Source organism: Blautia wexlerae DSM 19850 (assembly GCF_025148125.1).
Classification (GTDB): Bacteria; Bacillota; Clostridia; order Lachnospirales; family Lachnospiraceae; genus Blautia_A; species Blautia_A wexlerae.
Map to the genome: position 1 here is coordinate 3,947,584 of NZ_CP102267.1, position 13,959 is coordinate 3,961,542.

15 protein-coding genes are annotated in these 13,959 nt (G+C 43.8%); all 15 read right to left on the reverse strand.

What is annotated here, in order from left to right:
* Window positions 1-3: 3 nt before the first annotated feature.
* Window positions 4-258, reverse strand: a complete 255-nt coding sequence (locus tag NQ550_RS18270; RefSeq protein WP_025579283.1) for a hypothetical protein — start codon at window positions 256-258, stop codon at window positions 4-6.
* A 291-nt stretch (window positions 259-549) separates the two neighbouring features.
* On the reverse strand, window positions 550-2,358 hold the full coding sequence (locus NQ550_RS18275; protein WP_008706243.1) for a Na/Pi cotransporter family protein: 1,809 nt from the start codon (window positions 2,356-2,358) through the stop codon (window positions 550-552).
* A 401-nt stretch (window positions 2,359-2,759) separates the two neighbouring features.
* A complete protein-coding gene (locus NQ550_RS18280) occupies window positions 2,760-4,112 on the reverse strand; it encodes a sedoheptulokinase (protein WP_025579285.1) in 1,353 nt (450 codons plus the stop codon).
* Window positions 4,109-5,296, reverse strand: a complete 1,188-nt coding sequence (locus NQ550_RS18285; RefSeq protein WP_025579287.1) for a pyridoxal phosphate-dependent aminotransferase — start codon at window positions 5,294-5,296, stop codon at window positions 4,109-4,111. The genes NQ550_RS18280 and NQ550_RS18285 overlap by 4 nt, the downstream gene beginning before the upstream one ends.
* 111 nt (window positions 5,297-5,407) lie before the next feature.
* The gene (locus NQ550_RS18290) at window positions 5,408-5,782 is read right to left on the reverse strand and encodes a hypothetical protein (protein ID WP_182437635.1); all 375 of its coding nucleotides are present in this window, start codon (window positions 5,780-5,782) and stop codon (window positions 5,408-5,410) included.
* A gap of 233 nt (window positions 5,783-6,015) precedes the next feature.
* Complete coding sequence (gene atpC, locus NQ550_RS18295) at window positions 6,016-6,417, reverse strand: ATP synthase F1 subunit epsilon (RefSeq protein ID WP_008704958.1); 402 nt, start codon at window positions 6,415-6,417, stop codon at window positions 6,016-6,018.
* Between the two features lie 15 nt (window positions 6,418-6,432).
* Entirely contained in the window at window positions 6,433-7,827 is a 1,395-nt protein-coding gene (gene atpD, locus NQ550_RS18300) for a F0F1 ATP synthase subunit beta (protein ID WP_008704959.1), read from the reverse strand.
* An 18-nt stretch (window positions 7,828-7,845) separates the two neighbouring features.
* Window positions 7,846-8,703 (reverse strand): ATP synthase F1 subunit gamma, encoded by an 858-nt coding sequence (gene atpG / locus NQ550_RS18305; RefSeq protein WP_008704960.1) that lies wholly within the window; start codon window positions 8,701-8,703, stop codon window positions 7,846-7,848.
* 20 nt (window positions 8,704-8,723) lie between these two features.
* The gene (atpA, locus tag NQ550_RS18310) at window positions 8,724-10,253 is read right to left on the reverse strand and encodes a F0F1 ATP synthase subunit alpha (protein WP_008704965.1); all 1,530 of its coding nucleotides are present in this window, start codon (window positions 10,251-10,253) and stop codon (window positions 8,724-8,726) included.
* Between the two features lie 124 nt (window positions 10,254-10,377).
* The gene (gene atpH / locus NQ550_RS18315) at window positions 10,378-10,917 is read right to left on the reverse strand and encodes an ATP synthase F1 subunit delta (protein ID WP_025579290.1); all 540 of its coding nucleotides are present in this window, start codon (window positions 10,915-10,917) and stop codon (window positions 10,378-10,380) included.
* Window positions 10,914-11,417, reverse strand: coding sequence for a F0F1 ATP synthase subunit B (gene atpF / locus NQ550_RS18320; RefSeq protein WP_008704967.1), 504 nt, complete (start codon window positions 11,415-11,417; stop codon window positions 10,914-10,916). Before atpF ends, atpH begins: the two co-directional genes overlap by 4 nt.
* Before the next feature lie 118 nt (window positions 11,418-11,535).
* Complete coding sequence (gene atpE, locus NQ550_RS18325) at window positions 11,536-11,814, reverse strand: ATP synthase F0 subunit C (protein WP_008704968.1); 279 nt, start codon at window positions 11,812-11,814, stop codon at window positions 11,536-11,538.
* 130 nt (window positions 11,815-11,944) lie between these two features.
* On the reverse strand, window positions 11,945-12,703 hold the full coding sequence (locus tag NQ550_RS18330) for a F0F1 ATP synthase subunit A (RefSeq protein ID WP_025579291.1): 759 nt from the start codon (window positions 12,701-12,703) through the stop codon (window positions 11,945-11,947).
* Between the two features lie 56 nt (window positions 12,704-12,759).
* Entirely contained in the window at window positions 12,760-13,176 is a 417-nt protein-coding gene (locus NQ550_RS18335) for a hypothetical protein (RefSeq protein WP_008704972.1), read from the reverse strand.
* 27 nt (window positions 13,177-13,203) lie between these two features.
* Window positions 13,204-13,473, reverse strand: coding sequence for an AtpZ/AtpI family protein (locus NQ550_RS18340; protein ID WP_022380878.1), 270 nt, complete (start codon window positions 13,471-13,473; stop codon window positions 13,204-13,206).
* Window positions 13,474-13,959 lie beyond the last annotated feature (486 nt).

Genomic DNA, 13,959 nt, shown 5'->3' on the forward strand with positions numbered 1-13,959 from the left:
CGTCTACTTCAGTGCTGTCAGAATCCCCATTGCATTGTCGTAATCTTTCTCTCCGACCATGATTTCATACAATGTTTTATCTGTTCCGAAGTTCCCACCCATGCTGCGGGCAGTTCCCCTGCCCGGGGCTATCATTTTTTCTTCGTGGTTAACTCTCTTTGTTTTGTATTTGATTTTCTCTGAATCTAAGGCTTTACAATACTGCTCATATTTGTCCCTGGATGCACCGAGATAAACTGTTCTGCTGTCGAATAACATAATTACTTCCTCCTTTGGGTGTTATGTTTACAGAGTGTTATGTTTGCACAATTTCCGCCTGCTATAACTGATCCAGTCTACAGGAAGAATCTCTGCCTGAATGAATATATTTGATTTACAAAAATGATCCTGCCTGCTGGCTCGTCAGTCTGCACACTCCGGAACGTATTCAAAAAATCATTCCTACAATCTTGCATGCCCAGTAATATAATAGAAAACAGCAGACATCCGTTTCCAGATCATCTGCTGTCATTATATCATATATATTTATTGCTTTGTAGTATAAAAGTATTATTCTACTTCTTCCGGTTCCATGCTTCGCATGTGTTCCTCGTTCTTTACGATTTCATACTTCTGGCGATATTCCTTGAAGTATGTATAATATTCCACGCTGTCAGATGGGTAAATCTTGGAATCATGGATATGCATATCCGGATTCTCGTCTCCACTCTTGAGAAGGGCTACCATTGCACTTGCACAATGTGCTGCAATACGGTTGAAGCTGTTGAGAATGTCTGTATATACAGTTCCCTCTTCCAGTCCGCAGTTGCCATTACTCAGACGCTCTACATGATGCATCTTTAGCTCATTGCATAAGGATGTGATAATCATTCCAAGAGGTGCAACTCTCTGAGCCATCTCTTTGTCATCATTGAGGAATGCACGACAGGTAAGATTGATCTCCTCACGAACTGCTTCCATTACTACATTCAGCTCATCCCAGGCTTCCTGTGAGAAATTAGTGTGATTATCATGCATTTCACTGGACATATAGGCAATGTAGGATGCATGGTCACCGATTCTCTCAAAGTCATTGATGGTATGAAGATAAAGGGATGCCTGCCTTGTCTGGGCACTGTTCATCTCATGCTTTGTGAGCTTCATCAGATATTCCCCAAGACGGCTTTCGTATTTATCGATCAGGTTCTCTTTTCTCTGTACCTTATCAAATTTATCCTGCTGATATTCATTCAGAAGGTTCATGGCACGGTTGACATTCTTGCGAAGCTTCCTTGCCATACCGCTCATGGCACGATGACACTGTCCAATAGCAAGTGCCGGATAATTCAGAAGACGTTCTTCCAGAAGATCAAAGTCTGCTTCATCTTCCAGTTCCTCTGCACTGTCTTTTACAAGCCAGCACACCAGCTGCTCGATCTTCGGTATGAACGGGAAAAGAACACATACTGTTGCTACACGGAATACAGTATTCAGTAAAGCAATTGCAACCGGTGACATGATCATATCCATAAATCCGAAATGCACAACAGCATTTACAGTGTAGAAAATCACTGACCAGAGGATAAGACCAAACAGGTCATTGATCAGATAAACAAGTGCTGTACGTTTACCATTCTTATTCGCACCGATTGCTGAAATCAGAACCGGACAGGCAGCACCTACACCGATACCAAGAACGATCGGGAATGCACTGGAGAATGTCAGGATACCTGTTACAGATAACGCCTGCAATACACCGACTGTGGCAGATGCACTCTGCAGCACTGCAGTAAAGGCAATACCTACCAGAATACCAATCAGCGGGTTGGAAAACATTGTCAGCATGTTTGTAAATGTGGGGCTGTCCTTCAGTGGTGAAACAGCACCGCTCATTGTCTGCATACCTGTCATCAGGATTGCAAAACCAAGCATGATATTACCGATATTTTTATGCACGGAACGCTTACATGCCATGCGAAGGATAATACCAATAATCGCTACTACTGCTGAAATTGTTGCTGTAGATAAAATCTTCGCAATTCCGTTCTTTCCGTCAATATAAGAAAGACAGAGGATCCATCCGGTAATACTGGTTCCGATGTTGGCTCCCATGATAATACCGATGGCCTGTTTCAGTTTCATCATACCTGAGTTAACAAAACCAATGACCATAACGGTTGTGGCAGAAGAAGACTGAATCACGCTGGTAACACCAGTACCCAGAGCAACTCCCTTCAGCGGTGTGTTTGTCATTCGATACAGGAAAGCTTCCAGCTTATTTCCGGCAACCATTTTCAGGCCATCGCCCATCAATGACATACCAAACAGAAATAATGCCACTCCGCTCAGCAATGACAATATCATTGAAAAAATTCCCATTATTTTCTCCTTTGTCGTCTGCCTGATTTCCATCCTCATCCCAGGAAATCGGCGCATAATGTAAGCAGGTTATTTTACCTGTCTCTAATCAGAATTTAACCTGCCCTTTACTTTTCCATTCTTATTATGTCACGTTCGGGAGATTATTACAATAATTGTTTTTTCAAAAATTACATTTTTTCTATAGCGTTTAAAATGCTGTCTTTTTTTTCCTGAATTTTTTTGCAGTTTTCATAAAATTTTCCGGCATGCTCCAAAATATATCAGAACATGTCGAAAAATAACATACAATAAATCGGACAGTAAAGAAGGAGCTGTCTATTTTCAGGACAGCCCCTTTCCTCAAATTCCAGTATTAAAATCAATTGGTTATTCACAATCCGCTTCACTGCTTCATTTTATTATCTGGTGGAGTTACTATAGTTATACATACTACTGCTCATTGCCGCCCCTGTCGCAGCTTCCTCCTCACATTCTGCCAAAACAAGTTCTGCATTGAACATATCTTCAATAATTTCGCACAGTACCGGATTTTTTCTCAGTCCATTCCCTGAACCAATCATACGCCTGATCTTTATGCCGGTTCCTTTCTGAATAGTCATATACATCTGATACAGTTCTGTGCTCATTCCCTTCAGAACACCATAGCAGAAATCTTCAGGTGTAAAGTTTTCGGAACTTACCTGAGTAATACTGCCGCTTTTTTCCGGATTCACCCGCGTACCGTCAAATGTTGTTTCAACTTTAATCTTTCGACTTTCAGTTCTTTCACTATTCAGGTCTCTCCCTGTTCTTGCCATCTTTTCCATTACTTTGTATAATGGCTGATCCTGTCCGGTCGCTTCTTTTACAATTTTTCGGAAAAACTGTTCCAGGAGCGCATACGCCTTGCCGCCACACAGAGATGCTCCCGCAAGCAGATACTTCCCATTCAGGAAAGGTCTCGCCTCAATTCCATCTCCCGAAAAATACTGACTGGAAAGAACAGAAATCTGTCCGCCGGTTCCCATATTGACCAGTAATGTATTCTCCTCATCACCTGCTGCTCCGAGGAAGCTTGCCTGATTGTCTCCGATTGCTGTTGTAACTGTCCGTCCTCTGTATGTACCCAATTTTTCTATTCCCGTACAGACATCAGGCAGCCAATTTACGTCCACTCCCATTTCAGCCAGTTTTTCTTTTTCAAAGCACATCTTATGGCTGTCAAAGAAGCCAAAACTTGCCGCATTGCTCACATGTACCAATGGTTTTTTACGCCCTGTCAAATACATTCCAAAATAATCCATGATCGTACAGAAACTCAAAGCCGAATACGGAACCAGATTATGTCTGATATTATAAATGTGTGTGACAAGCCCATATCCTGAAGCAGCATGGATTTGACATCTTTCCCGGATTTCTTCTGTTAAAGGAATCTGATCCCCAGCGTAGATACTTCCTCTGGCATCCTGCCATGTATATAACGGACTGACACAATTTCCTTCTTTGTCAACATAGACAATTCCATGCATCTGCCCTGTGAGCCCAATCCGCTCAACATGCGGATACTTCTCCAGGAAATAATCCAGCAGATTCACTGCTCTTTCTACAATTTCTTTTGCATACTGTATTCTTTCCCATTCATTTCCGGTTTCGATAAAGCAACCGTTCTCTACAGTTTTTGCCTCCAGAATCTTTGCCTGTCCGTTTTCCTCTTTTTCCAGAACAACACCGCTTATCGTTGTTGTCCCAATGTCAATCCCCGCCGTTTTCACAGTCCAAACTCTTCTGCCAGTTTCTTAAACTCCGGCAGGGAATTAATGATAGTATCATAAGATACACAATAAGCCAGTCTCACATAACCCGGGCAGGCAAAGGAACTTCCCGGAACCATGAGAATATTATATTTCTTTCCAGCTTCGCAGAACGCTTTTTCATCTGCTACCGGTGATTTCACAAAGAGGTAGAATGCACCCTGGGGTTTGATGCACTCGAATCCGCATTCTTTCAGTCCATTGTATAACGCCAGACGGTTCTTGTCATATGCAGCTACATCCACTTCTGCATCTACACATTTGGCAATCACCTTCTGCATCAGGGATGGGGCATTGACACATCCGATAGTACGGTTGGCAATAGCCGCTGCAGTAATAAGTTCTTCGCTGCCATCTGCCTCATCCGGAATTACCAGATAACCGATACGCTCTCCCGGAAGAGACAAAGATTTACTGTAAGAATAGCCAACAATAGTATTATCGTAATATTTTGTCAGATACGGAACTTCTACACCATCATAAGCCAGCTCTCTGTATGGCTCGTCAGAAATCAGGTAAATTACACTGCCAAATTCCTTCTGTTTTTTCTCAAGAATTGCTGCCAGCTTCTTAATGGTTTCTTCGGAATATACAACACCAGTCGGATTGTGCGGTGTATTTACGATCACTGCTCTTGTCTTTGCTGTAATCTTCTGCTCAAACTCCTCAAGATTCGGTTGGAATGTGGTTGTATCCGGAGAGATTTCCACAAGCTTGCCATCAAAATTACGCACATATGCACCATATTCCAGAAAATATGGTGCAAAAACAATCACTTCTTCCTCTGGATTCAGGATCGTCTTGAAAATCACATTCAGACCGCTGGCTGCTCCAACTGTCATAATCAGATTCTTCGCTGCAAATTTAGTTCCAAAGCGGTGGTTCAGAGATTCCGCAATCGTCTGGCGCACATCCTCAAATCCCGCATTACTCATATAACCATGAAGCACTGTCGGCTCCACTTCGTTCACCAGATCAATAATAGCCTCCTTCACACACTCCGGTGCCGGAACGCTCGGATTCCCAAGACTGAAATCATAAACTTTGTTCGCTCCGTAAATGGCTCTGAGACGATTTCCCTCCTCAAACATCATACGGATGGCTGAATTATTTTTTACATAAGGTTTCATTTTTTCTGCTATCATAACATATTCGCTCCTGTCCAAATAATCCCGGCAAACCACCGAAATTCAGAATAATATCACAACTGCCCACTTTCCCCTACAGTCGCATAATCTATCTCTATTTTAACCTCATCATGGTAAAGTGTCAATGTGTGACAATATACTATGTTTCATCTTTTTAACCGAATCGTTGCCGTTCGCTCCGTTTACAGTAATGTAGCCAAAATTCCAGATTACCCACGTCAATGGAATATAGGCTTGTATGTATCGGGATTTTGGCATATTCATGCCCCAAAAACACCCCGCGGGATAGTAGCGCATGAACAGCAACACCAAATCAAATAAGTCCCTGCCAGTGTGTTTAAAATCTCCAACTACCAGCATAGAAAAATAATTTATTTCATGTGCATTTGCAGGATATTTAGATATTCTTAGCTGGTCAAAATCTGCGTTATGAGAAAAATGACACACTGCCTGAGCGAAGCGAGTTTGTGGCATTTTTCTCATGCCTTTAGCAGATTTTGAGCAGCTTAGAATATCTTAATGTCCGAAACCGCACATGAAATAAATTATTTTTCTATGCGTCCCTTTTCTATGCGTCCCTTTTCTATGCGTCCCTCCTTCAAATCCCTCCCTCAAATTCTTCCCACTATATCCCCAAAAAGCCATATCACAAACAAAAAAGACCGACAGTCTCTCCTCCCGGATTTCCTGTCAGTCTTTTAATAACTCTTATTTTCTCAGCTCTTCACACTCAAACGCACCAACGCCCTCTGCAGTTTAGCCTCCACAATCTTATAATCATGATCACTCAAACCACCTTTGGCGATCATCTCCTCAGCTCTTTTCTTAGCTTCCTGCGCACGCTGCTCATCAATATCCTCTTTCCACTCCCAGGTAGTTGCAAGGACACGGCACTTTCCGTTCATAACAGAAAGCATTCCGCCAATACAGGCTGCGGTCCGTCTGCTGCCGTCTTCCATTACCACACTTGCTTCGCCCATTCCCAGGGCAGTACAGTAATTACAGTGTCTGGCAAGAATGGCCAGATCACCGCTGACAGTTCTGCAGATCACACGCTCCACATTGCCTTCAAAGAGTAATCCGTCCGGTGTTCCGATTCTCAACGGGAAAGTACTCATAGGACATTTCCCCCTTTACTGATTCTTCGCTTTTTCAAACACTTCATCGATGGTTCCCACAAATAGGAAATAACTCTCAGGAATGTCATCACACTCACCGTTAAGGATCATTCTGAATCCTCTCAGCGTCTCCTTCAGCGGAACATATTTGCCAGGCATACCTGTAAACTGTTCTGCTACAGAGAAGCTCTGTGACAGGAATCTCTGAACCTTACGGGCACGGCTTACAGTACGTTTGTCTTCCTCTGACAACTCATCCATACCCATGATGGCAATAATGTCCTGAAGCTCTTTGTAACGCTGAAGAACTCTTTGTACTGATCTGGCAATCTCATAATGCTCTGTTCCTACGATTTCAGGAGAAAGGATACGGCTTGTGGAATCCAGAGGATCAACAGCCGGATAAATACCCTGGCTGGAAATCTCACGGGAAAGTACAGTTGTTGCATCCAGATGTGAGAATGTAGTTGCAGGAGCCGGGTCAGTCAGGTCATCGGCAGGCACATATACAGCCTGTACAGATGTGATGGAGCCCTTTCTTGTGGAAGTAATTCGTTCCTGCAGGTTACCCATTTCAGTTGCCAGTGTAGGTTGATAACCTACAGCTGAAGGCATACGTCCCAGAAGAGCAGACACCTCGGAACCTGCCTGTGTAAAACGGAAAATATTGTCAATAAAGAGGAGCACATCCTGGTTCTTCTCATCACGGAAGTATTCCGCCATGGTAAGTCCGGAAAGTCCAACTCTCATACGTGCTCCGGGCGGCTCGTTCATCTGACCGTAAACCAGAGCAGTCTTGTCGATAACTCCACTTTCTTTCATTTCATTGTAAAGGTCATTTCCCTCACGTGTACGCTCTCCTACACCTGTAAATACGGAAAGTCCGCCGTGTGCAGTTGCTACATTGTGGATCAGCTCCATGATAAGAACTGTTTTTCCTACACCTGCACCACCGAAAAGACCGATCTTACCACCCTTTGCATAAGGACAGATCAGGTCAACAACCTTAATTCCTGTCTCCAGGATCTCTGTTGCAGGCATCTGTTCTTCATAAGAAGGAGCCTGACGATGGATAGACCAGCGTTCCTTTGCCTCCGGTGCCGGAAGATTGTCTACCGGGTCACCCAGAAGGTTAAATACTCGTCCCAGGCATTCCTCACCTACAGGAACGGAAATTGGACCGCCTGTATCCAGAGCTTTGGCACCGCGCACCAGACCGTCAGTAGAGTTCATGGCAATACATCTTACCACATCATCACCAACCTGCTGTGCAACCTCGGCAACCAGCTTTGCGCCATCATTATCAATCTCTATGGCATTGAGAAGAGGCGGCAGTTCATCGTGCGCAAAGCGGATATCCAGTACCGGACCGATAACCTGCACTACCTCGCCAATGTGTTTTTCACTCATGTTTATAATCTCCTATTTCTAAAGACCTTCCGCACCTGCAACAATCTCCGTGATCTCCTGCGTGATGCTGGCCTGACGTGCCCTGTTGTAATACAGATTGAGCTGATCGATCATCTCTTCCGCATTACTTGTGGCTGCATCCATAGCCATACGTCTGGCTGCCAGTTCACTTGCAGTACTTTCGCAGATACCGCCATAAACCAGGCCTGCCAGATATTCCGGAACAATGGCATCAAATACTGTCTCTCCGTCCGGTTCATAGAGGATCAGATTCTTCGTCTCTATCTTACCTCCGCTTTCCTCTCTGATATCAGTCATAGGAAGCATGGAAAATACCTCCGGCTGCTGGGAAAGCATAGAATTAAAGACAGTATAACATAATTCAATATGGCCAAAGGTTCCTTTGCGAAATTCTGTACAGAGCATATTTGCCATCTCAAAACAATCCGCTACAGAAATACTTCCTGCCTCTGCAAACTGTTCTGTCAGAGCTTCAATCTCTCTCTGGCGGAAATATTCTACTGCTTTCTTTCCAACCGGCAGGACCATGTAGTCCTTACCTTCAGCAGAAGCCTCCAGACATTTAAAAAGATTGGTGTTATATCCGCCTGCCAGTCCTCTGTCACCTGCGATCACTACATAGCAGGTTTTATTGTTGGAAGACTCTTTCGCATAAACGGATGAGAAATCTGTATTCTCCCTTGCAATCTCTTTCAATGTCTCATGAAGTTCTGTAAAGTACGGACGGCATACCTCTGCACGTTCCTTTGCCTTACGCAGTTTGGAGGACGCTACAAGCTCCATGGCCTTGGTAATCTGCATTGTACTCTGTACACTCTTGATACGCAGCTTTACCGCTTTCATATTCGAAGCCATACGATACCCTCCTAATCACTTTATTTCTCAGGTCTTGTATTCAGGAAGTTCTCTGTATACGCATCCAGTACGCTACGAAGCTTCTGCTCTGTTTCCTGCTCCAGCTTGCCTGTTGAGCGGATTTCCTGCATAACCTCTACGCCTGCTGCATCTGTATCCAGATAGGTATATAATCCTGATTCATATACATTTACGTCTTCCACTTTTACTGATTCCAGAACACCCTTTGTAACCGCATAAAGGATCGCAACCTGTTTCTCTACAGGAACCGGTGCATTCTGGTTCTGTTTCAGAACTTCCACAATACGTGCTCCCTGTTCCAGACGCGCCTTTGTATCAGCATCCAGATCAGAACCAAACTGTGCGAAGCTCTGCAGCTCACGGTACTGGGAATAAATCAGTTTCAGTGTTCCTGCTACCTTCTTCATTGCCTTGATCTGCGCATCACCACCAACTCGTGATACGGAGATACCCGGGTTTACAGCAGGCATGATTCCTGAATGGAATAACTCTGTCTCCAGGAATATCTGTCCATCTGTAATAGAAATAACGTTGGTAGGAATATAGGCAGATACGTCACCTGCCTGTGTCTCGATGATCGGCAGTGCTGTCATGGAACCGCCGCCATGTTCATCGTCCAGCTTCGCTGCACGTTCCAGAAGTCTGGAATGCAGATAGAAAACATCACCCGGATATGCCTCACGTCCAGGCGGACGACGGATCAGCAGGGAAAGTGCACGGTATGCAACTGCATGCTTACTTAAATCATCATAGATGATCAGCACATCTTTTCCCTTATTCATAAAGTATTCACCCATTGCACATCCGGAATACGGTGCGATATACTGCAGCGGGCTTGACTCAGATGCTGTAGCTGCCACAACGATAGTATAATCCATTGCGCCGTTTCTGGTCAGGTTCTCTACTAATGTAGCTACTGTGGAACGCTTCTGTCCAATGGCTACATAGATACAGATCACATCTTTTCCCTTCTGGTTAATAATGGTATCTGTAGCAATTGTAGTTTTACCGGTCTGACGGTCACCAATGATCAGTTCTCGCTGTCCACGTCCGATAGGGATCATAGAGTCGATGGCTTTGATACCGGTCTGAAGAGGCTGATATACAGATCTTCTCTCACAGATTCCTGGTGCCTTGCTCTCGATTGGCCGGAATTCTTTTGTATCAATCGGGCCTGCTCCGTCAATTGGCTGTCCCAGTGCATTTACAACACGTCCAACCATGGCGTCGCCTACAGGTACAGACACGACCTTGCCTGTACGCTTTACGGTCTGACCCTCACCAATGTTCTCATCTGAACCAAAGATTACGATGGAGACACTGTTCTCCTCCAGGTTCTGTGCCATACCAAAGCTTCCGTCCTCAAATTCCAGAAGCTCTCCTGACATACAGTTTACCAGTCCGCTGGCTCTGGCAATACCGTCACCAACCATAAGGATCGTACCTGTCTCGTTCTGTTGAATGGCATTTTCGTAATATTTTATCTGGCTTCGGATGACCTTGGATATTTCCTCAGGTTTTAATTGCATGTTTCCATTCCATCCTTTTATATTCTATTATTTTGCACTGTCTGAATTCAGAAATTTAAAGATTTTTCATATCCATATGTCAAATACCCATACAGTACGATTCTCAAATCCGGAATCCAGTTCTTTATACTACCAATTCATTCAGTTTCTTTGAAATACCGGAAATACGGCTCTGTACTGTACCGTCAAGCTGTACGCCCTCCAGTTCCACGCGAAGTCCGCCAAGAACGGATGCATCTGTTTTCTGAACCAGATACACTTTCTTTCCACTTAGCTTCTCAAGCTTCGCTTTCAGAGCTTCCATCTGAGTATCACTGAGCTTCACTGCACTGGTAACCACGGCTTCTGCAATTCCATGTGCACTGTTGTAGCGTCTGATAAACTCTTCGCAGCATCCGGCAAACTCTCTCAGAATCTTGCGTTCACACAATAATTTCAGGAAATTCACCAGATATCTCTCTGCCTGCCCTCCGAAAGCCTCTTCAATCATCTTAAGTCTCTCGTCTTCAGGAATCGCCGGTTCTCCCAGCAATTTCAAATATCCCGGATTTTCCCTGAAAATCTGTCTGACTGCGATCATCTGCTCCATGATCTGTCCATCGAGCTTTTCATCAGCGGCAAGGTCATACAGACTTCCGCCGTAAACTCTGGCAGTTTTTGTCATGATGCCTCACCTACATTCTCAATAAACTCATCAATCAGTTTTGCATGATCCTCTTCACTAATTTCGCGCTCGATCACTTTTCCGGCAATCTCAACAGCCATACCGCCGATTTCTCCCTTGATCTCGTTGACTGCCTTACGTTTCTCCTGGGCAATGTCTTTCTCTGCCTTCTCTTTCATGGCAGTTACCTGACTGGAAGCCTCCTTAAGCATCTCTTCACTCTGGATAGCGGCTGTTTTCTGAGCTGTCATCACAATGTCATTTGCCCTATTCTTGGCTTCCTGCATATTCTTTTCATATTCTGCCTTCATTGCCTGAGCTTCTTCCTTTGCCTTCACTGCATCCTGGATCTGGGCATCCGCTTTCGCTTTGCGCTTTTCCAGCATCTCATTGATGGGCTTGAAGAGGAAACGTTTGATCAGATATACCTGAATAAAAAGGTTGCAAATCGTCGCTATAAAATTCCACGGCACAATTCCAACTAATTCCTGTACCTGCATGTTTGTAACCTCCTGTCTGTATTTATGCGGATCATTCTCCGGCTATTGCCGGAATTATCCACAGGTTCCATATCAGATGCCGCTTAATCTGTGATATCCGGCATCTCAGCTGTTTTTATCAGCTCAGGAAGTTCATGAACATACCAGGTGCAACGAAGATAAGCAACAGACCGGTTACGAAACCGTAGATACCTGTTGTCTCTGCGATGGCACATCCAAGAAGCATGGTAGAAGTAACATCACCCTTGCACTCAGGCTGGCGTCCGATTGCCTCCAGCGCCTTTGCTACTGCGTTACCTTCACCAATACCAGGTCCGATACCTGCGATCAGCGCACATCCTGCTCCAATTGCACATCCTGCTAATGCGATACCTTTTGCCAATAACTGAAAATCCATATTAAAACCCTCCTGTTAAATAATAATCTGCAGCTTTTCCCCTTTGCTGCGGTATTAATTTTTCTGCTGTATTTCAGCATTCTTTGCGGTTACCACCGCTGCCGTTTTGCTCCGGCAAATCATGTTTCTGCTACTCTTCTGCTGCATTTGCAATATACATTACAGTCAGCATACAGAAGATAAACGCCTGCATAACTCCTGAGAACCAGTCAAAATAGACCGACGTTATCGCAGGTACACCGACATCAAGAATCGGTATCTTTGACAGTACATCTCCCAGTGCACCCGGGATCAGGCCCAGAAGCGCGGAACTTGCGACTGCCAGTGCCCCATAGATCAGGCCATTGATTACCACACCGGAAAGGATATTTCCGAAATGACGACACGCCATACTGACAGGTGTAGCCAGCTCGGAAAGAATATTAAACGGTGTCATAACTGCGATCGGAGTTGTAAATCCTTTCAGATAACCGCCAAATCCGCTGGTCTTTATCTTCTGTGCTGTGATCATAATGAAAACCACAACTGCCCAGGCAGCCTCAGTAGAAAGGTCTGCTGTAGGGCTTCGAAGTCCGATCAGACTGATCAGGTTGGAAACCACACTGGTTGCAAAAAGTGCTGCAACAAATGGTATCAGGTATCTGAATTTCTCACCCATATTTCCGATTACAAAGCTGTTGGCCTTCTCTACAATGAGCTCTGCCACAGCCTGACGTTTGGAAATGTTCTCTTCTTTCAGATCATGTGTCAGCCAGATACACAAACCTGTTATGAGTATCATAACAATCCAGCTTACCACCATTGTCTCACTGATCCTTAATGGTCCGAGAACAGGCACATTAATGGGTAATGTAAAGAATATCCTTGCCCCACTGATATCCAATTCCATACTCTTTATTCACCTCCTGTCTCTCCCGGTACTGTTCCGGTTTGATATAGAAATACCTATTTGTTAGTATGAAAAATTCCTGCAATTTTAATTCCTGTTCCGGGAAATAAAAGAGGAACGATTCCTGCCACAAAATGAAAACAGGGTGCCACGATTGCCAAGATCACCCACAACATCTGGATCAGCATTCTCTGGGAGTAACTTGCTTTGATCCTCATTCTCGCTGTGTCCTCATCTGTTGCTGCAGCTGCTTTCTGCACTGCAAGTCCCATAAAAAAGAAATTAAGGACTGCCACACATCCTCCCACTGCCCCTCCAAGAAACACCGTATAATCAAACGGTACCTTCTGTGGCATGAAAGCATGCAGCACTCCAAACACGATCCACATCAAAATCAGCCCGATTCCGGTGATGGCGGCTACCTTCCCGGTTTCCTTCTTTACGGCAGGCTGAACATTATCCATAATACTCATATAAATCTCCCTTTCGTTTCTGTATCATTACAGGTGTCTGTTAAACGATACTTTATTTTTCTTCTTTTTGTTCTCTTTCTTCTGCTGTCTGTTAATAGAAAGATAAAATTTATATGCCACTGTCCCGGAACCTCCAAGACCAAAGAAAAAACCGGGGATATATACCCATCCTCCAGCTCCAGTCTTAGAAACAATCAGCCAGCATACTGCCAGACATATCAGGACAGGGGTTATGAGAGACAGTCCAAGCTGCGACAACATGGTGACATTTCTGATGATCTCTGACCATTGTTTCATTTTCTTCTCCTTTTTGCTTAATTTTTGCATATATTTTCAAGAATTTATAGTCAAATTTTATCATATATTCTTTAAAATTACAATCTTATTAAACAATTTTATCAAATATTTTTCATCCATCCAATATTTTTTTGTTATTTTTATATCGTGTATGTGATTATATCATCAATATAAATCTTTTTATACAGTCAAAGCTTCTGATTTATTTATATTTTTATTTCAAAGAAGAAGAGATATAAATAAGGAGCCTGCCCGGAGAGCTTTTTTATGTTATAGAACATTACGGAGTAATATTCTATAACACAAAAAAAGCACGAAAACAACTCATCACTGTTTTCATGCTTCTTCTTTCGTATATAATTCTGCTTTATATATAAGTTCTGTATTACCGGTCTGTCCCAGCAGACACATTCCTCTTATAGAAAATCCTCTTAATTAATGCATTTGAGACCCTGTACATCCTCCCGGAGCGTTTATCTTTAATTC